This is a genomic window from Anaerotignum lactatifermentans, from assembly GCF_016902535.1.
GTDB lineage: Bacteria > Bacillota > Clostridia > Lachnospirales > Anaerotignaceae > Anaerotignum > Anaerotignum lactatifermentans_A.
Genome location: NZ_JACSNY010000004.1, coordinates 84,027 through 103,611, shown reverse-complemented (window position 1 = coordinate 103,611; position 19,585 = coordinate 84,027). Strand labels below are relative to the sequence as shown.

Annotated in this window: 18 protein-coding genes, 1 pseudogene and 1 riboswitch; of the genes and pseudogenes, 1 reads left to right on the top strand and 18 read right to left on the bottom strand. The window is 48.2% G+C overall.

The window, feature by feature from the left end; all coding sequences use genetic code 11:
- Window positions 1-11: 11 nt before the first annotated feature.
- From H9X84_RS04525 to pflA, 16 genes are all read right to left on the bottom strand, one after another.
- Window positions 12-1,283 carry a dihydroorotase gene (locus tag H9X84_RS04525; protein WP_205133121.1) on the bottom strand — a complete coding sequence of 424 codons (1,272 nt, stop codon included), beginning with the start codon at window positions 1,281-1,283 and terminating at the stop codon, window positions 12-14.
- Complete coding sequence (locus tag H9X84_RS04520; RefSeq protein ID WP_205133122.1) at window positions 1,280-2,209, bottom strand: aspartate carbamoyltransferase catalytic subunit; 930 nt, start codon at window positions 2,207-2,209, stop codon at window positions 1,280-1,282. The genes H9X84_RS04525 and H9X84_RS04520 overlap by 4 nt, the downstream gene beginning before the upstream one ends.
- Window positions 2,210-2,222: 13 nt before the next feature.
- Complete coding sequence (locus H9X84_RS04515) at window positions 2,223-3,137, bottom strand: RluA family pseudouridine synthase (RefSeq protein WP_205133123.1); 915 nt, start codon at window positions 3,135-3,137, stop codon at window positions 2,223-2,225.
- A gap of 1 nt (window position 3,138) precedes the next feature.
- Entirely contained in the window at window positions 3,139-3,615 is a 477-nt protein-coding gene (gene lspA / locus H9X84_RS04510) for a signal peptidase II (protein ID WP_205133124.1), read from the bottom strand.
- A gap of 97 nt (window positions 3,616-3,712) precedes the next feature.
- On the bottom strand, window positions 3,713-4,192 hold the full coding sequence (locus tag H9X84_RS04505) for a DivIVA domain-containing protein (protein ID WP_205133125.1): 480 nt from the start codon (window positions 4,190-4,192) through the stop codon (window positions 3,713-3,715).
- A 21-nt stretch (window positions 4,193-4,213) separates the two neighbouring features.
- A complete protein-coding gene (locus H9X84_RS04500; RefSeq protein ID WP_205133126.1) occupies window positions 4,214-5,002 on the bottom strand; it encodes an RNA-binding protein in 789 nt (262 codons plus the stop codon).
- A 24-nt stretch (window positions 5,003-5,026) separates the two neighbouring features.
- Window positions 5,027-5,296, bottom strand: a complete 270-nt coding sequence (locus H9X84_RS04495; RefSeq protein WP_243423557.1) for a YggT family protein — start codon at window positions 5,294-5,296, stop codon at window positions 5,027-5,029.
- Window positions 5,297-5,332: 36 nt separating this feature from the next.
- Window positions 5,333-5,854, bottom strand: coding sequence for a cell division protein SepF (locus H9X84_RS13260; protein WP_205133128.1), 522 nt, complete (start codon window positions 5,852-5,854; stop codon window positions 5,333-5,335).
- Between the two features lie 59 nt (window positions 5,855-5,913).
- Window positions 5,914-6,618, bottom strand: coding sequence for a YggS family pyridoxal phosphate-dependent enzyme (locus H9X84_RS04485; RefSeq protein ID WP_205133129.1), 705 nt, complete (start codon window positions 6,616-6,618; stop codon window positions 5,914-5,916).
- A gap of 21 nt (window positions 6,619-6,639) precedes the next feature.
- Complete coding sequence (locus H9X84_RS04480) at window positions 6,640-8,295, bottom strand: HlyD family efflux transporter periplasmic adaptor subunit (protein ID WP_205133130.1); 1,656 nt, start codon at window positions 8,293-8,295, stop codon at window positions 6,640-6,642.
- A 610-nt stretch (window positions 8,296-8,905) separates the two neighbouring features.
- On the bottom strand, window positions 8,906-10,372 hold the full coding sequence (locus tag H9X84_RS04475) for a S1C family serine protease (RefSeq protein WP_205133131.1): 1,467 nt from the start codon (window positions 10,370-10,372) through the stop codon (window positions 8,906-8,908).
- Window positions 10,373-10,562: 190 nt separating this feature from the next.
- The gene (gene hcp / locus H9X84_RS04470; protein ID WP_420314289.1) at window positions 10,563-12,191 is read right to left on the bottom strand and encodes a hydroxylamine reductase; all 1,629 of its coding nucleotides are present in this window, start codon (window positions 12,189-12,191) and stop codon (window positions 10,563-10,565) included.
- A gap of 38 nt (window positions 12,192-12,229) precedes the next feature.
- Entirely contained in the window at window positions 12,230-12,574 is a 345-nt protein-coding gene (locus H9X84_RS04465; protein ID WP_205133133.1) for a cupin domain-containing protein, read from the bottom strand.
- An 11-nt stretch (window positions 12,575-12,585) separates the two neighbouring features.
- Window positions 12,586-12,771, bottom strand: coding sequence for a ferredoxin (locus H9X84_RS04460; protein WP_205133134.1), 186 nt, complete (start codon window positions 12,769-12,771; stop codon window positions 12,586-12,588).
- Between the two features lie 229 nt (window positions 12,772-13,000).
- The gene (pflB, locus tag H9X84_RS04455; protein WP_205133135.1) at window positions 13,001-15,235 is read right to left on the bottom strand and encodes a formate C-acetyltransferase; all 2,235 of its coding nucleotides are present in this window, start codon (window positions 15,233-15,235) and stop codon (window positions 13,001-13,003) included.
- 36 nt (window positions 15,236-15,271) lie between these two features.
- Window positions 15,272-15,988 (bottom strand): pyruvate formate-lyase-activating protein, encoded by a 717-nt coding sequence (gene pflA / locus H9X84_RS04450; RefSeq protein WP_205133136.1) that lies wholly within the window; start codon window positions 15,986-15,988, stop codon window positions 15,272-15,274.
- 56 nt (window positions 15,989-16,044) lie between these two features.
- Window positions 16,045-16,128: riboswitch (ZMP/ZTP riboswitch) on the bottom strand.
- A 221-nt stretch (window positions 16,129-16,349) separates the two neighbouring features.
- Between pflA and H9X84_RS04445 the strand changes: the two are divergent.
- Window positions 16,350-17,742: pseudogene (locus H9X84_RS04445) on the top strand (MATE family efflux transporter).
- A gap of 211 nt (window positions 17,743-17,953) precedes the next feature.
- On the opposite strand, the gene H9X84_RS04440 reads toward H9X84_RS04445, so the two are convergent.
- Together H9X84_RS04440 and H9X84_RS04435 are read right to left on the bottom strand one after the other, a co-directional pair.
- Window positions 17,954-18,703, bottom strand: a complete 750-nt coding sequence (locus H9X84_RS04440; protein ID WP_205133137.1) for a hypothetical protein — start codon at window positions 18,701-18,703, stop codon at window positions 17,954-17,956.
- Window positions 18,700-19,266, bottom strand: a complete 567-nt coding sequence (locus tag H9X84_RS04435; RefSeq protein WP_205133138.1) for an RNA polymerase sigma factor — start codon at window positions 19,264-19,266, stop codon at window positions 18,700-18,702. The genes H9X84_RS04440 and H9X84_RS04435 overlap by 4 nt, the downstream gene beginning before the upstream one ends.
- Between the last annotated feature and the right edge of the window lie 319 nt (window positions 19,267-19,585).

Sequence of the window (19,585 nt, the reverse complement as noted above, 5' to 3'; positions counted from 1 at the left end):
AGGGAACCATATTAGGGCAGAATCTTCCCGCCTACCATGGTGTACACGGCTCTGCCTTTTACCTGCTGTCCGGCAAAGGGGGAGAATTTCGCTTTTGACGCAAAATGCTTCGGATCAATATGATAATATTCCGAGCAGTCAACGACCGTCAGATCCGCGTCATAGCCCTCTGCGATACAGCCCTTATGTACCAGCCGCAGGATCTTTGCCGGATTTTTGGACAAAAGTTCCGTCAGCCGTTCCATGGTGATGATCCCCGTTTCCACCAATCGGGTATAGCACAGGGGAAATGCCGTTTCCAAAGCGGAAATGCCGTAGGCCGCCTGATCGAATTCCCTGTTCTTATCCGTCATGCTGGTAGGGCTGTGGCCCGTAGCAATAACGTCAATGGTTCCGTCGGCAATACCGGAAAGGATGGCCGCCACGTCCTCTGCCGTCCGCAGAGGCGGATTCACCTTGGCAAAGGTATTGTAATCCTCCACGGCTTCCTCTGTTAAAGAGAAATAATGGGGGCATGTCTCGCAGGTAACCGGAAGACCTTTTTTCTTGGCATCCCGGATCATGGAAACTGCGCCCGCCGTGCTTACATGCGCGATATGCAGTCTTGCCCCTGTAATCTCCGCCAGAATCAAATTCCGGGAGACCTGAATCTCTTCGGCCTCTCTGGGCATCCCCGACAGCCCCAGACAGGTGGCCGTATATCCCTCATTCATAACGCCTTTTCCGGACAAACTTCTATCCTCGCAGTGCGTCATAATCGGCAGATCAAACATCTTGGAATACCGCATAACATTGCGCAGCAGTGCAGCGCTGTCCAAAAATTCATCTCCATCGGAAATGCCGACAATACCCGCTTCGTACATTTCCCCGATCTCCGCAATGGATTTCCCCTCGCATCCCATGGACATACTGCCATAGGGATAAATATTGACCTGAGACTGCGCCTTTGATTTGGAAATGATGTATTCCACAACAGTCTTATTATCAATGACAGGCTTTGTACTGGGTTCACAGGTGATGGTAGTAAAGCCACCCCGGATGGCGCTGTGGGATACAGTTTCAATATCCTCGATATTTTCATAGCCCGGCTCGCAGATATTGCAGTGCATATCAATAAATCCCGGCACTACCATATTTCCGCCCACATCCACGGTTTTCACATTTTCTTCCCTGATTCCCTCGCCGATACGGGTGATGGTCCCCTGTTCCACAAGGATATCATAACGCTTCTCGGGAGAATACGGAGCTGTCACCAGCTTACAGTTTTTCAGCAATGTTTTCATACAAGACCGCCTCCCATCTGAGAAAGAATATAGAACATGGCCATACGCACCGCTACACTGTTGGCAATCTGGTCATTGATGATACACTGAGGACTGTCGATGACGCCATCAGAAATCTCGATGCCTCTCTGAATCGGGCCGGGGTGCATGACGATGGCATCCTTTTTGGCATATTTCAGCAGATTGTGGTCAATGCGGAAAAACCGCTTATATTCATCCAAAGAAGGTAGAAACGTCTTGTCGTGGGTCTCCAGACGCATACGGGTCGTCAGGATGACATCGGCGTTATTGACCGCCTCTCTGGCATCATAATGCACCTCTACGCCGAATTTTTCAATTTCCGGCAAAAGCAGTGTCGGCGGCCCGGAAACGCAGACCTCCGCTCCCAGCTTTGTCAGCCCCCAGATATTGCTTTTAGAAACACGGCTGTGGATCAAATCGCCGACAATAGCGACTTTCAAGCCTTCAAAACCGCCTTTGCGTTCCTTGATTGTCAGCAGATCCAGCAAAGACTGGCCGGGGTTTTCATTATATCCATCTCCGGCATTGATAACAGAGGCCTCCACACATTCCGCCAGCAGACGAGGCGCCCCCGCCATAGGATGACGAAGGATAATAAAGTCCGCGCCCATCTGGTCCACCAACTGGCCCATATCCTGCAGGCTTTCCCGCTCCATGGTATGAGCGGAATTGGTCATATCCACCACATTGGCGCTCAAATGCTGGGCCGCCAGCTCGTAGGAAAGCTTCGCCCGGGCGCTCTGCTCATAAAACAGAATAATGACAGATTTCCCCTGCAAATGGGGCGCTTTTTTATTTTTCTGATTTAATATGTATTTCATGGTCTCCGCCGTGCTGAGAATATAGCTGATGTCCTCCGCCGTCAGGTCCCGCAGACCAAAAAAATCCTTCCGATACAACGACATGATGAGCCTCCCTTCATCCTCTCAAACGATCTACCAGTTTCTCAAAATAAGGAGGCAGCGGCGCCTCAAATTCCATATATTCTCCCGTGGTAGGATGCTGAAAGCCCAGCACCCGGGCATGGAGTACCTGTCCTTCCAGAGGGAAGGGCTGCTTTTTCGGGCCATAGACCGTATCTCCCAAAAGCGGGTGACCGATATAGGTCATATGCACTCGGATCTGGTGGGTACGCCCCGTTTCCAGCTGTGCCTCTATGAGCGTAAAATTCTTCATCCGCTCCAGCACCCTGTAATGGGTCACCGCTCTGCGGCTGTGCTTCTGGGTCACGGCCATTTTCTTCCGGTCCTGGGGATTCCGGCCAATGGGCTGATCCACAGTGCCCTCGTCCTCCGTAAATCCGTTATATACAATGGCATTATATTTTCTGGTGATGCTGTGAACCGCCAGCTGTTCCGCCAAAGACTGGTGCGCCGCGTTATTTTTGGCGATCATCAGTACACCGGAGGTATCCTTGTCAATACGATGGACGATGCCCGGGCGCTTTTCTCCATTGATGCCGGAAAGCTCCCCGCCGCAGTGATACAGCAGCGCGTTCACCAGCGTGCCGGAAAGATGTCCCGGTGCCGGATGCACTACCATCCCCTGTGGCTTATTCACTACAATCACATCCTGATCCTCATAAAGAATATCCAGAGGAATATCCTCCGGCAAAATTTCCGGCTCCACAGCATCAGGGATCTCCACATCAATCACATCTTTTTCCCGCAGCTTATAATTCGCTTTTACACTTCCGCCGTTCAGCCGAATATTCCCGGAAGCAATCAGCTTCTGTACGCCGCTGCGGGATAAATCCTCCACATTTTCCGCCAGAAACAGGTCAATGCGGCAGCCGACATCCTCTTTTTCCGCCCCAAAGGTCAAATATTCCATATCAATCTTCCTTTTTCTCTTTCGGTTCGTCCTTGATTACAAACAGTATCAGTATTGCCAGCAGGATTACACCCACTACCACATAAATATCCGCCACATTAAACACCGGCCAGTCAAAAAAAGTGAATTCAAAGAAATCCACCACATATCCCCGGAAAATCCGGTCAATCATATTGCCCAAAGCACCGGCCAGAACCAGTACCATGGCGCTTCTGACCCAACGGTATTCTCTGGTATGCGGCAAACGGATAAAATAATATACCATAACAGCCACAATGATGCCCGTCAGCAGCAGGATAAACCATTTTTGTCCCGAAAACATCCCAAAGGCCACACCTCTGTTTTCCACAAAGGTAAAATCCATAAAGCCTTCCAGGAAGGTAATGCTGCCCACCGGCTTCAGGCTGGTCAGCGCCAGATACTTCGTCAACTGATCCACCCCAATCAGCAGAGCAGCCACGATAACTGCAATCCACATATCTTCTCATCTCCATCTTGGCACATAACAAAAGCAGCCGCAGCAAAGAACCTTCTAAAAAGAAGGCTCTTCGTTACAGCCGTTTGTTGTCTGCCTATTATTGTTTTTCTTCCTGTGCGGCTTCCTTCTCCGCCAGGATTTCGTTCTTGTCCAAAAGCTCGATTTCCGCGTACAGCAGCAGTTTTACTCTGGTACGCATCAATTCATAGCGGTTTTCCAGGGCTTCAATCTCCTGCTGGATCTCAAAGACCTTTGTTCTGGCCGCAGAAAGAATCTGCTCTCTTTCCAGCTTCGCCCGCTCCAGAATCTGCTGTGCCTCTGCCTGTGCCGCCTGCTTTGTTTCCTCCGCAGCCGCTTCCGCCAGAGTCAGTGTGCGCTCCAGTGTCTTTTCCAGATTGCGCAGACGGTCTGTATCTTCGCTGACCGTTTCCGTCTTGGCTTTTTCCTGTCTGCTTTCCCGGTACAGTCGTTCATAATCCTCATAGATCTCATCCAAAAAGGTGTCTACTTCTTCCGGAGAATAACCAACTGCTACTTTTTTAAAGTCCTTCGTTGCAATATCATTGGGTGTAACCACGAAAAAACCTCCTTAAAACCGCTATATATAAATTCCCACTTCCACTACGATCCTGTCCTTTTTGGTCCTGCCTCCTATGGAAAGCACACGAAACCTTCCAAAGCCCCGAACAGAAACCATATCGCCTTCCTTTAGCATACAGGAAGGATTTGTCGTAACGCTCCAGTTTACATTGGCCTTTTCGGCAGATATGTAATCCTGTATCTTTCCGCGGGACAAATGCAGCGCCGCTCCCGCCACAGCGTCCAACCGTACAGAAGCCACACTCAAATGCCGCAGTTCCATTTCTTTTTCCACTGACACAGCCTCTATCTCTGTCTCTTCCACCTCTACCGGTGTACGGGAAACTTTTTGCAGATTCGCTGTGATATAAGGGGCGATGTCCCGTTCCACGAAGCAGATGGTCTCCTCCTCGCCTACGAAAATATCGCCAATCTTCCCCCGGTCAATTCCCAGCCCCAGAATAGAACCAAGATAGTCCCGGTGGCTTAAATCCGCCTGGCCGAATTTCCTGTTTTTTTGAATTCTCAGGGCACAGATGGGAAAATCCTCTTTCCCAAATTCCATATAGTCCGGCGCAAATCCCAACATTCGCCGCTCCGTATCCTCTGTTCCGCCAAAGGCCATGACCTGAAGATCCCGTTCATAAGAAAGCAGTTCCAGGAATTTCCCGCTTTTGGCCATATCCAGAAAATCCGTAAACGCAGGCGAATGTCGCTTTAAACTGAAAGCAGCCTGATCCAGCACTTTCGCAAACAAAAGTCTTTCGTCAGGCTGTGTCATTGCTTTTAATAATCCTTGTCTGTCCATCTTTTCCTTCCTTAACTCAGTCTGTCATAAAATGTTGACCAGACTAACCAGCAGACGGGAAACCAGCGCCATGATAATCAGAGCGATAATGGGAGAAAAATCCAGCATCATCCCTCCGCCCAAAGGGGATTTGTCCAGCATCCGCCGACAGGGGCCCAGAATAGGCTCCGTCAGATTATAGATAAGCTGTCCAATAGCGCTCCGATAACCCATACCGGGTACCCAGGAAAATACAATCCGGACAAAAATCAGAATTTCCAGAACGTAGAAAAAAATATCAAGTGCTCTTATCAATAGAATCTGTATTGTATTCAACCTTTCCGTCCTTCCTTATCTGCCGTTGCTTGCCCAGGGCATAAGGATACCTTTTGTTTTCAGCTCTTCCTTGAAGTCGCCGCTGATATCCACATTTTCCGGCGCGATAATAAAAATATTATTTGCCACACGCTGGATAGAACCCTCCAGAGAGTAGCAGGTACCGCTCAAAAAGTCCATGATCCGCTGGGCAATAGGGAATTCCACCTTTTCCAGATTTACCACAACAGGTTTCTTTGTTTTGATCTGATCACAGATTTCCTGCGCGTCCTCATAACATTCGGGCTTAATAATCACAACCTGCATCTGTACATTGGTATTGATGCTGTACACCTGCGGATTGCTTCTTGATGCTGTTGTTTTGCGGGGTGCCGGAGCGGTGTATTCCCGTTCTCTGGGAACCTCTCTGAGACCATAACTGCTGCTGGCCGTTTCTCTTACCGGCGCTTCATATTCGTAATCGTCTTCATAGTAATCATCGTCATCCTCATATTCACCAAACATCAAGTCTTTCATTTTGTCAAAAATCTTAGCCACTGTTCCATATCCTCCTAGATGTAATTCCTTGCATTTGCCACGGTGGGTCTTATGCTGTTTCAGCCGCGGTCAGGATAATATCTCTCACCAAATATACCGGTTCCGACACGCACGATAGTAGCGCCTTCCTCAATGGCTACTTCGTAATCGCCAGTCATCCCCATAGACAGCTGGTCCATGATTATATTATCAATTTTTTTGGCGTTCATGTCAACCAGTAATTCTCGCATTTTACGGAAATATACCCTGTTTTCCTCAGGATCTTCGACAAAAGGCGCAACAGTCATGAGCCCTTTGACACAAATGTAGCTCATGGAAGAAAGCTGCCGCAGCAGTGTTTCCACTTCTTCCGGCTTTACGCCGAATTTGCTTTCTTCATCCGCCATATTCACCTCAATAAGCACCGGCATTACAATGTCCTTTGCCGCGCCGCGTTTGTCGATCTCCTCCGCCAAACGCAGACTGTCCACGGAATGGATCATATCCACCTTGTCAATAATATATTTTACCTTATTTGTCTGCAAATGTCCAATCAAATGCCAATGGACGCCGGGACCCATAGGTTCATACTTCTCCATGATCTCCTGTACCTTGTTTTCCCCCAAAGAGGTGAGGCCACATTCCACTGCCTCCCGAATGGTTTCCACAGGCTTTGTTTTGCTTACGGCAAGCAGGAGCACATCCTCCTGCTTTCTGCCGCTTCTTTGCGCGGCGGCGCATACCTTTTCTTCCACCAGACGAATATTTTCCTTGATGCTCTGCATCTTTTTCATCTCCTTGTATTTTTAATAAATAGATTGTCCTTCTGTAATATTTTTCGCATCCGACACAATGGTATCATAAGCCTGAAGTCCATAGGTCGTAGCCGATTCCACAATGGCAAATTCCTGATTCTGTTCCAGAATACGAATGGATGCAAATTTCGCCATGGAGCTGTTCGCGACATATACACCGGGAGAAGTAGCTACTTCCGACACCGTGTATTCCACAGCCGTTTCCCCTGTCCCCTGCAAAATGACATCTCCCAGAGCGATGCTTCCATTATCCTGTTCAATGTAGCAGTAGGATTCGTCACTGGAAACGATCTGTACCGAAACAAATTTGGAATTAGAGCCATTGACCAGCAGGAAGCCCTGGTTTCCGCCGCTTTCTGTCAGACATTCCACAGGAATCTTCAGCATGGATTTCTCCACAATGGCATTATTGGGAATCTTCAGCCCCTCTACCACAGTACTGTCCAGCTGAATGGTAATGAGGCGGTTATTGATAAACTCATTCAAATACGAATTGCAGGACAGCACCACCCGACTCTGGCTCTCGCCCTTTTCTACACTTTCTACGGTAGCGGTCGCCTGATACGTGCCTTCCTCGCCGATCAGATTGATTTTTTTCCAGGTATTCACTTCCCAGTCCGCCACATCCGAAGCGGGCAGAGACGTAATGATATACCAGCGGTTGCTGGTAACCAGACGGAATACAGGGTCCCCTTCCACTACATTGCTCACCTTGGAAATGGACGTCATTTTTTCATTCCCACTGATCTGATCCACAGAAATCTCCGGAATCGCCTCTGGCGTCAGTGTTTCCTCCAGACCGTCATAAGTAAATGCCAGCACCCCGCTTTCTGGCGCTGTCAAATTACTCATACTCTGGGAAAGCTGCTGCTCATAGGCATTTTTTTCCTCATTAAGCTGAGAAAGACTCTCTACATTTTCCGACAGCCAGATCTCATTTCTCTGGTTGATGCTGCTTTCCAGCTGTGTACGCATGGAATACAGATAGGATGTGCTTTCTGACATAGACTTTCCGGCAAAAGAATCCACTGTGCTTTTCATCGTGTTTTCCAGCCGCTGGATATCCTCGGCAAAAGCGGAAAGATCCGCCCGCTCCTTCTGACTCTCCAGAATGTCCGCATCAATATTCGCCAGCTTATCTTCTAATACGTCTGTGGAGGCCGTATCCTTGATACTGCAAACCACAGCGGATTTTTTTACGTTATCCCCTTCGGCATATTGATAAAAAGGCGTCCCGGCACGATTGGAGGTGACGACCACCTCGTCCCGAACGATCAGGCCCTGAAAGCTTTCCGGCGTATCAATAGAACCATAGGTTACCGTTTCCACACCCACCTCCGGCTTTCGTACCGCCATGGTAAAGATCTGTCCCACCAGATACAGCGCAATAACCAGAAAAACAAACATGGGCAGTACTCTGCCGGAAACATTTCTTCTTTTTTTGGCATGTGTACGATGTTTTGGCGCCGATACAGTTCTTACCTGCTGCTGTGCAGGACGATACCGGCGGTTTTCCTTTTCTCTGGCTCTTTGCTGATACTGCTTAAGCTCATACACATTGTCCCGGGAGGGATATTGACGTCTCGCCGGATTCGGCTCCTGATTACGCAGCCGTTTTTTCCTATTTCCTGAGGAACCTTTTTTCATGGGAATCCTCCTTGCTGTTTGTATTTATTTGTAATATCATGTATTTTTTATTACATCATTTTATTATAATACATTTTTCTGTTGCGGTAAATAGGCTGTCCCATTTCATGGCCGTCATTTTTCGGCAAAAACCGGCGGTTACCGCCCTGATTTCTTCTTATTAAAAAATAAGTTCCTGCCTTTTTCAGCTGCTGCCCTTCCTTTTTATGACTACCCCCACAATCCATAAAACCACGGCCGGAATTGGGAACTAAATTATATTCCCGGCAATCCAAACAGAAAAAGACACAGAATTGTATCGGCTAAAATCAAAGACCGTTTTCCCCGGAAAACAAATCAAAAGCAAAACGCCAGCCCCATCACACAGCTTTGCGATCATTTTTACCTCTTTTCACGCTCAAAGGGCAGATTCGGATTTTAAGCCTTCTTCCCACCATTTTAATCCCATTTCATCCTTCTCTGAACTTTATATGCCTCCTTTTCTTCCTTAATTATATTAAAAACCAGAGCTCACCAAAAATCAATGCTCTCTCCCGTTGGTTCTCACAGCGCACAAAGGGCAGGCGAATCCTCGCCTGCCCTGTATCTGAAAGCACTGTACCGCCGTGCGTTACGCATTTTTATCCGCAATCGTTACTGTCAAATCCATACCTGTCTCACCGTTGCGGATGATATGGACAGATGCGGTCTGTCCCACCTCCATACTGTTGATAATATCGGATAAGCTTTCCATATCCATAACGGTCTTGCCATTAAATTCCGTAATGATATCACCGGCTTCAATGCCAGCCTGGTCAGCGGGGCCGCCTTCTGTCACTTCCATAATCAGCGCGCCTACGGGCAGTTTATATAAGGAAGCTTTGTCCTCCGTAATATCTGTGCCCATTACGCCAATATAGGGAGAAGGTGCTGTGCCGTCTGTCAGCAAAGATTCCATTACAGGGATTACTTCATTACTGGGAATTGCATAGCCCATGCCTTCTGTCATGGTAGAATTATACTTGGCTGTGTTAATACCGATAACCTCACCGGCGCTGTTCACCAGTGCGCCGCCGCTGTTGCCGCTGTTGATGGCCGCGCTGGTCTGGATTACATTCAGTGTATTGCCGTCCACGCTGATGGTCTGTTCCGTTACGCTGACAATGCCGTCTGTTGCGGACAGTCCCAGCCCCATGGCATTACCGATGGCAATTACGCCCGCGCCAACTTCCAGCTGGTCGGAATCACCAAATGTGGCTACGGTTACGCTGTCGATTCCCGCTTCTTTCAGATCGCTGCGGGATACAGTCAGAACCGCCAAATCAGAATCCGCTTTTGTACCGACTACTTTCGCTTTCACAGATACATCGCCGTCAAAGGTTACATAAACCTCTGTTGCGTCTTCGATAACATGATTGTTTGTAACGATGGCAACTTTCTCATCATCCTGATAGAAGATCACACCGCTGCCTGCGCCTTCCCCTTCATAGGGAATATAAATGCCTCTCATATATTCTGTGGTGCCTTCAATAACAGTAGAAATGCTGACTACAGAAGGCTTTACATTTTTTACAATATCCACGGCCGAAAGTCCGGAATTGGATGATACGGTAGACACTTGTGTAATGCCGTTGGAAATCTCTGTAGAGTCTGTGCCGTAATGCTGTTCCACCAGACCATAGCCGGCGCCAATGCTGGTGCCGCCAGCCAGACCAACGATCAGACATCCCGCGATAAGCTTTGCCCAGCCTTTGGATCTTGGTTTATTGCGTTTAATCCGCTCTTCATAACAGGGCTTGCGGTGTTCTTCTCTTACGCCTTCGCCATGATGGCCGTTTCCCATAGATTCTCCTCTCTTCTCTTCTGCTGTCGGTTCCTCCCTTCTCATTTCCTCCGGGTTTGCCGCTTCCCCCATAACTCTCTCCTGTTCGCTGTCATGGACTTCGCTGGAGTAAGTGCCTTCCATGGGAACATCCTCCGGTGTGTAATCTGTCTCTTTTTTCGCCAGAGCGGGATTTTCCCAATAAGTAGGATATTCATGTTTCTGTTCTTCTTTGTGATTGTGGTTCATTTCGTTATTATTATTCGGATCATACATATTGATTACCTCCATCCGTTATCTCTTTTTCTTTATGAATCCAGTATAATCCATCATTTTGAACAAAGTATGAACACTGCATAAACAATTTTTGAAAATACATTTTACAAACTGTTCATTTTTTCTTTTCTTCCTTAATAATATGCAAAATAGAAAGGAGCATGAGTAAAACTCATGCTCCACAGATATTTTATGCTTCCCCGAAAAACAGCGCCATATCCTCTTCTACGGTACCAATGCCGGAGATCCCGAAGTTTTCCACCAGTACCTTCGCCACATTGGGGCTGAGGAAGGCGGGCAGTGTAGGCCCCAGATGAATGTTTTTCACACCCAGATACAGCAGGGACAGCAGTACAATCACCGCTTTTTGCTCATACCAGGCGATATTGTAGATGATAGGCAGTTCATTGATATTTTCCAGACCAAAGACTTCCTTTAATTTCAGGGCAATCACCGCCAGAGAATAAGAGTCATTACACTGACCGGCATCCAGCACACGGGGAATTCCGCCAATGTCGCCCAGTTCCAGCTTATTATATTTATATTTCGCACAGCCTGCCGTCAGGATCACTGTATCCTTGGGCAGCGCCTTAGCAAATTCCGTATAGTATTCTCTGCTCTTGGCCCGACCATCACAGCCTGCCATAACAACAAACTTTTTGATGGCGCCGGATTTTACGGCTTCCACTACTTGATCCGCCAACGCCAGCACCTGATGATGGGCAAAGCCGCCGATGATTTCCCCCTGCTCGATCTCTATGGGGGCTGGACAGGTTTTCGCCAGTTCAATGATTTCGGAAAAATCCTTTTTCTCGCCGATTTCGCCTGGAATATGCTTACATCCCGGATAGCCCGCCGCGCCGGTAGTGAACATTCTGTCTTTATAACTATCCTTCGGCGGAACGATACAGTTTGTTGTCATAAGGATAGGCCCCTGAAAGGACTCAAATTCCTCCTTCTGCTTCCACCAAGCGTTGCCGTAGTTGCCATAGAAATTGGGATATTTCTTAAAGGCTGGATAGTAATGGGCAGGCAGCATTTCAGAGTGAGTATATACATCCACACCGGTACCCTGTGTCTGTTCCAGAAGCATTTCCAGATCCCGCAGGTCATGGCCGGAAACCAGAATCCCAGGGTTCTTTCCAACGCCGATCTTTACCTTGGTGATCTCCGGATTGCCATATGCCCCTGTATTGGCCTGATCCAGCAGAGCCATGCCTTCCACGCCATATTTTCCTGTTTCCAATGTCAGCGCCACCAGATCATCCGCCGACAGACTGTCATCCAGCGTTGCCGCCAAAGCCCGCTGCAAAAAGGCATCTACCGCTTCATTATCCTCCAGCAGTGCGTTGGCATGTTTAGAATAGGCGGAAAGCCCTTTCAGGCCATAGGTAATCAGTTCCCGCAAAGAACGCAGATCCTCATTTTCCGTAGACAACACGCCAACTTCCGCCGCTTTTTCCATAAAGCCGCTTTCCTCGCCCTCCCAAAGAGCATCGGCAGGCAACGCTTTTTTGTTTTTCACCTTTTCCAGAAGTTCCTTCTTGACAGAAAGCGTTTCCTTAATTCTTGCCACAATGGCTTCCCGATCAAAATTAGCATTGGTAATGGTCACAAACAAATTCAGGGTAATCAGATGGTTTACCTCTTTGGATACCGGTCTCTCCTCTTTGCGCAGCTGCGTCGTCACAGCGGACAGGCCTTTGGAGACGAAGACCAGCAAATCCTGCATGGCGGCCACGTCAGGGGTTTTCCCGCATACACCGACTCTGGTACAGCCTTTGCAGCCCGCCGTTTCCTGACACTGATAACAAAACATTTCCATCTTTTTTCCTCCTGTTCTTTTCTCGACAAATTCTATTCTTTCTCTAAAGGAAATACTACGGTCAGCAGCATTTTAAAATCTTCCTCGGCAAATACGGAATGGGGTTTTTCCGCCGGCATTACCAGACTCTCCCCTGCCTCCAGAAGATATTCCTTCCCATCTACGGTAAATTTCCCTTTGCCCTCCAGTACATAGACCATAGCGTCTCCTCTGGAATCATGGGTACCGATCTCCTCGCCCTTGGAAAAAGCGAACAGCGTCAGACTCACATAAGGATTCTGGGCCAGTGTTTTGGAGACAATCTGCCCCTTTTCCGCCCGAACCTCATCCGCCAATGTCCGAACGCTTTCGTGGGGAATATTTCTGATATATTCCATTTTCTCCCTCCTTACGCCTGTTCGATAGCGCCGACAGGACATCCGCTCATGGCTTCCTCCGCGGCAGCCTCCTGTTCCGGTGCTACTTCTCCCTCTGCGGCCTGTGCCAAACCGGAAGGACCCATCTCAAATACAGCGGGACATACGGAGGCACACAGCCCACAGCCAATACAACTGTCATTTACCTTGTATCTCATAAAAAGCACTCCTTTCTTTTTTGTGATACCCTGTTTTTTTTGATTTATACTTTGTTTCTGAGGTCAGTATATTTTAATTTCGAAAAAAATTATGTTGCAAAAGCAACGAAAAACAGCGCTATATTTTCGAAAACAGAAAACTCCTTCGACAAAATACCATATAAAAAGCACGAGGAAGAATCCTCGTGCTTTCTAAAACATTCTTATTTGAATGGAATTCGTTTTTTCATTATACTGCTTCGTGGAAGGTACGCATGATAACCTCCTGCTGCTGTTCTCTGGACAGACGATTAAAGTTTACGGCATAGCCGGAAACACGGATGGTCAGCGTAGGATATTTTTCCGGGTGCTCCATGGCGTCAATGAGAACCTCCCGGTTCATTACATTCACGTTCAGATGGTGCGCGCCCTGATAGAAATAACCGTCCAGAATATGGATCAGGTTTTCTACTCTCTGCTCCTCTGTCTTGCCCAAAGCGGTAGGGACAATAGAGAAGGTATTGGAAACGCCGTCCTGGCACACATTTCTGTAAGGAATCTTTGCCACAGAGTTCAAAGAGGCCAAAGCGCCATTCTCGTCCCGGCCATGCATGGGGTTCGCGCCGGGTGCCAAAGGCTCGCCATACTTTCTGCCGTCGGGTGTTGTGCCTGTCTTTTTGCCGTACATTACGTTGCTGGTAATGGTCAGGGCAGACAGGGTATGTTTCGCGTTTCTGTAAATAGGATGTTTTTTCAAAGCATTGGAGAAGTAAGTTGCTACTTCTACCGCAAGATCATCCACTCTGTCATCATCGTTGCCGTATTTCGGGAAATCGCCTTCCACTTTAAAATCTACGGTCACACCATGCTCATCACGAACAGGGGTAACCTTGGCATATTTGATGGCAGAAAGGGAGTCTGCCGCAACGGAGATCCCCGCCATACCAAAAGCGGTCAGGCGTTCCACATTGGCATCATGCAGTGCCATCTGGCTTGCTTCATAGGCGTATTTGTCGTGCATATAATGGATGATATTGATGGTATCCACATACAGCTCCGCTACATAATCCAGAACTTTTTTATACCGATCCAGTACTTCCTCATACTGTAAAACACCCTCTGTCAAAGGTTCGATCCCCGGTACAACGGGTACCTTCTGCAATTCGTCCACACCACCGTTCAGTGCCAGCAGCAAGGATTTTGCAATATTGGCTCTGGCGCCGAAGAACTGCATCTGTTTGCCTACCCGCATGGCGGATACACAGCAGGAGATGGCGTAATCATCCCCGTACAGAGGACGCATTACATCGTCGTTCTCATACTGGATGGAATCTGTCAAAATGCTCATTTTGGAGCAGTATTTCTTAAATTCTTCCGGCAGGTCACGGCTCCACAGCACCGTCATGTTGGGTTCCGGCGCTGTCCCCAGATTGGTCAGGGTATGCAGATAACGGAAGGAGTTTTTCGTTACCAGAGGCTTGCCGTTGACACTGACACCGCCAATAGCCTCTGTCACCCAGGTAGGGTCTCCGCCGAAAAGTTCATTGTATTCCGGTGTTCTCAGGTGACGCACCAGTCTCAGCTTAATAATAAACTGGTCGATCAGCTCCTGCGCTTCTTTTTCTGTAATCACACCGTTTCTCAGGTCTCTTTCCAGATAAATATCCAGGAATGTAGAGGTACGGCCCAGAGAAATCGCCGCGCCGTTATTTTCTTTTACTCCTGCCAGATAAGCCATGTACAGGAACTGTACGGCCTCTTTTGCGTTTTTCGCAGGCGCGCTCAGATCTACGCCGTATTTTTTCGCCATGGATTTCATTTCCTCCAGGGCGCTGATCTGCATCCGTACTTCCTCTCTCAGACGGATCAGTTCGTCTGTCATCGGCCCATCCAGCTCATCCAGTTCTCTTTCCTTCTGTTCCACCAGGAAATCAATGCCGTACAGGGATACTCTGCGGTAGTCCCCAATGACACGGCCTCTGCCGTAAGCATCGGGCAGACCAGTCAGCAGGCCCACATGTCTGGCTACCTTTGTTCTCTTGGGATAAGCGTCAAAAACGCCTTCGTTATGGGTCTTGCGGTAAGCGTGGAAATCTTTTTCCAGCTGTGGATTCAGCTGATAACCATACTGATCCAGCGCGCTTTTTGCCATTTTCATACCGCCGTACAGGTTCACGATCCGTTTCAGAGGCGCGTCTGTCTGCAAGCCTACGATCACTTCGTTTTCCTTGTCGATATAGCCGGGAGCGAAATTGTCGATGCCGGAAACAATATTGGTCTCCACATCCAAAACGCCTCCCTTTTTCATTTCCTCCAGGATCAGCTCATGGCATTTGTCCCAGACTTTTTTTGTTCTATCGGTAACACCTTCCAGGAAGGAATCATCTCCTTCGTAGAGAGTGTAGTTTTTCTGAATAAAGTTTCTGACGTCGATCTCCTTGGTCCATTTCCCTTCCTGAAAACCCTGCCAAGCTGCATTCTGCATGTTATATCATCCTTTCGCGATTCAACCACATTTTTTCTATTTGCCTGCTGCTGTTTGGATCAGCGCCTGAAGGCGCTCTGTTCTGTCTTTTTCCATGGGCGGCACACCTTCCAGCGTATACGGAATCCCCATGACATGGTACTTTTCCACACCCATCACGTGATAAGGAAGCAGTTCAATCCGTTCTACCTTCGGAATGTTCCGAATGTAAGCGCCCAGACTGCGGATATGTTCCTCTCCATCTGTCAGTCCTGGTACCACTACATGGCGGACCCACAGGGGAACCTCCGCTTTTTTCACTGCCTCCAGGAAATTCTGAGGCGTCCGGATCAGACCGCCGGTAAGACGATGGTATGCCTCCGGCTTATGGTGCTTAATATCCCATATCACCAAATCTGTATAGGAAAGCAGTTCCTCGTAATCCCCATTTCCATATCCCGCTGTATCCAGACAGGTGGAAATGCCTTCTTTCTTACAGGTCCGGAACAGCTCCGTCAGAAATGCCGGCTGCAGCAGGGGTTCTCCCCCTGAACAGGTCAGGCCGCCAGTCTCTCCATAATAAGGCCGGTAGCGCCGCAGCATTTTCATGACCTGCTCCACGCTCATTTCTCTGCCGCCTTCCATCTGCCAGGTGTCCGGGTTATGACAGTACCGGCACCGCAGCGCACATCCCTGAAAAAAGAGTACCGTGCGGATTCCCGGTCCATCTACCAGCCCCATAGACTCGATGGAATGGATCTTCCCAGTTTCCAAAGCTTCACCTCTTTCATATGCAGTTTTGTGAAATAGAAAAAGCCGCACGTCCGGGCTTTTTCTGCCCAGACGGTCGGCTTGTCATCTCGATTATACTCCATGTGGTTGAATCCACGGTTCCGTCAGTCATATAATCTACATCCCGATACTAGCATGAAAGAAAATCCTTGTCAATCAATTTTTTTCAAAAAAAACATACCCACCGCAAAAATCCTTCCGATGCGGACAATTTTCCGGAATTTTCCGTTCTCCTTGTTTTTTTGCAAAAAGATATGTGCAAAATGTGTTGCGAAAGAAGGAAAAAAGTATTAACATATTGTGGAATTCAAGGGCGTCCTGGCCCGTTGGGGGGAATGATTTCATGTTAAGCAGAAGTCCTGCGAAAAACCAGATCACCGAAGGTGTTATCTGGAAACAGCTGTTGTTTTTCTTTTTTCCGATCCTGCTGGGGACACTGTTCCAGCAGCTGTACAATACAGCAGATACCATTGTGGTCGGCCGGTTTGTGGGTACAGACGCCCTTGCCTCTGTGGGCGGTTCCACCGGGCAGATCGTCAATCTGGTGGTCAATTTCTTTGTTGGCCTCTCCTCCGGCGCTACCGTAATCATCGCCAGATTTTACGGAGCCGGAAACCGATGGAAACTGAACAACGCCCTGCATACCGCCATTGCCCTTTCTATCACCGGCTGCATTATCACAGCCATTCTTGGCATCCTGCTGACGCCGTCTATTCTGGAAATGATGCAGACGCCCGCGGATGTCATCGGTGGATCTATCGCGTATCTGCGTATATATTTCGCGGGCATTATTTTTGTCTTTGTTTACAATATCGGCTCCGGTATCCTGCGTGCCGTCGGAGATTCCAAACGACCTTTGTATTTTCTGATGGTATGCTGCTTTTTGAATATTGGGCTGGATATCCTTTTTGTTGTTCTGCTGCATCTGGGCATCAAAGGCGCCGCTTATGCCACCGTCATTTCGCAGGCCGTCAGCGCACTTTTGGTTCTGCTCTCTCTTGGACGCTCCACCGACATCTATCGTCTGCGGCCCAGAAAAATACGGTTCCATCGTTCTCTGCTGATCTCCATCATCACCATTGGCCTGCCTGCCGGGATACAGTCTGTTATGTACAGCATCTCCAACATCATTATCCAGACCTCCCTGAACAGTCTGGGAACGGAAACGGTAGCGGCCCATACGGCCTTTACAAAAATTGACGCCATTTACTGGATGATCTCCGGCGCCTTCAGCGTCTCCATCATCACCTTTATCGGCCAGAACTTTGGCGCCAGAAAATTCGACCGTATGAAAAAGAGCATTAAGGTCTGCCTGCTGATGGACCTGGCGGCCTCTGGCCTCTGTGATTCTTTCCACAGTAATGCTTCTGATGGGGCCTTATCTGCTGCGACTGTTTACCACAGACCCCAACGTAATCGAAATCGGGATGCGAATCATCCGTATCATCGCACCTTCTTATACGGTATTTATTTTTATAGAAATTCTCTCCAGCTCTCTGCGAGGCATGGGAAATGTGCTGGTCCCCATGCTCATGACCTGCGGCGGTGTCTGCGTACTTCGTATCCTCTGGATCTTCCTTTTTGTGCGGCAGCATCTGAGCATTTTCAATATCCTGCTCAGCTATCCCATTTCGTGGGGATTTACCGCTGTGCTCTTTATCGTTTACTTCCTGTTTTATCAGAAGAAATTCTTCCGGAAACAGGAGGCTCTTTTGGCGGAAGAAACCACAGCCTGAAAATCCAAGAGCTGAAACTGTTTTTCTTTAAAAACGCAACAGCGTTCTTATTTCATAACCAGAACTGCCATGGCGGATTATAACACACAGCATCAATCAAAAAATAGCCGGAATCCCTGTTATTGCAAGGATTTCGGCCATTTTTATTTTCTTATGATGATGTCTTTGAAATGTTCCGCGTCATAAAGGTTTCCCTTCCTTTTCGGTTGCCTTATTGCGCGTCCATGATTTCCTGGGCCATATTCTCCATTTCCTCACGGCCCAGATCGCAGTCGGAAGCAGACAGAACATAGTATAAGCCATCATCCACCCAGCCATAGGATTCCACGGTTTCTTCCTCTACGGTGGCGGTACCATAGGCAATATTCAGTTCTCCGCTCTCCTGTTTGGCCAGATCTTCTTTTGTCAGTTCATAATCCGGCGGAACAAATTTGCAATTCAATACAGAATAGCCTTCCGCAAAGGTTTCGCCTGCATCCACGCTTGGATCGCCATTGGTAATGGTCAGAGAAAGAAGCTGATCCTCCTCATTTTTATAGGTCAGCGTCAACGCGCTGTATTCTTTCCCAACGCCACTGCCATTCTCATCCATTCCCTGTGTATATCCTGTACCTCCAAGATAAAATGTAAAGCCATTCTCAAAGCGCTCCACAAACTTCCCATCGAATCCCGCTTTTTCCTCAGCTTTTTCCATCTGGGCAAAAGAAGTATACTCCATTCTGGTATGGCTCTCCACACCATGCAGCGTTACCGCCGCGTAACAGGTTCCTGTAATCAGGCAGGCCGCTGCCGCTGCCGCCGCGATTTTTTTGCCGAATCCTTTCATTCTTCCATGCTCCTTTCTCTTTCTCGCAGATACTTCCCGCAAAATACGCGCCTCCATATCTTCTGATATATTGATCCGTTCCGCTTTTGCCTCCAATACCTGACGTATGCTGTTATCCAGATGATCCATTTTCACAATGTATCGCCCCTTCCGTTCTTTGCTCCAAGTCTTTTGCGGATCTGCCGTTTTGCCAGAAACAGCCGGGATTTTACCGTTGCCTCCAAAGAGGATGTTACCACGGCAATTTCCCGTATGCTCAGCTGATTGTAATAATACAGCACCACAGCCGTTTTCAGCTTTGGCCCCAGATGTTCTATGGCGTCATATAAAGTATCGTATTTCGCCTGCTTTTCGCTGGGATAGCTGTCATAGACCGCCGCGGCCATTTCTGCGCCGCTTTCCATATATTCCTCCATAGGCACCATCCTGCCGCCTTTTTCCGACAGCCGCCAGACATTTCTGGTAAGGATCTTCCAAAACCATGTCTCGAAAGCATAAGGGTTTTTCAGATCCTCAATCCGCATCAGACAGATGACAAAGGTCTCCTGCGCAACATCCTCCGCCAGAGCCTCCCGGCCGCAGAGCAAAGCCGCAGTGCGCACTGCTTTTTTGTAAAAACCGGCAAATAGTTCGGAAAACGCCTGACTGTCTCCAGCCTGCATCCGCCGGACCAGCGCCGCTGTGTTATCTTTTGTCAATGCAGAACCTCCCTCTTGCGTTTTTTGACGCGTCTGCTATAAAGAGAAAAAAAATAAGAAAAAGGTTTACTGTTTTTTCTGTTCTTTAAAAAAACTTAAGAAACTCCACCCAGACTTAAATTATATCATGCCCTCGCAAGGCTGTTCTGACTACCACTTCTTTCAGCATCAAAAAACATGAGAAAGGCGGATCAGCCTTCTTTAAAAATCGTTTTCCGGTTCCTAAGTTCTTAATGGATACCGCAGAGACAGTCTTTAAAAAACACTGTAATAAAATAAAAAGCCATAACCGGAACTCTCTATTCCACAAAGAGTTCCG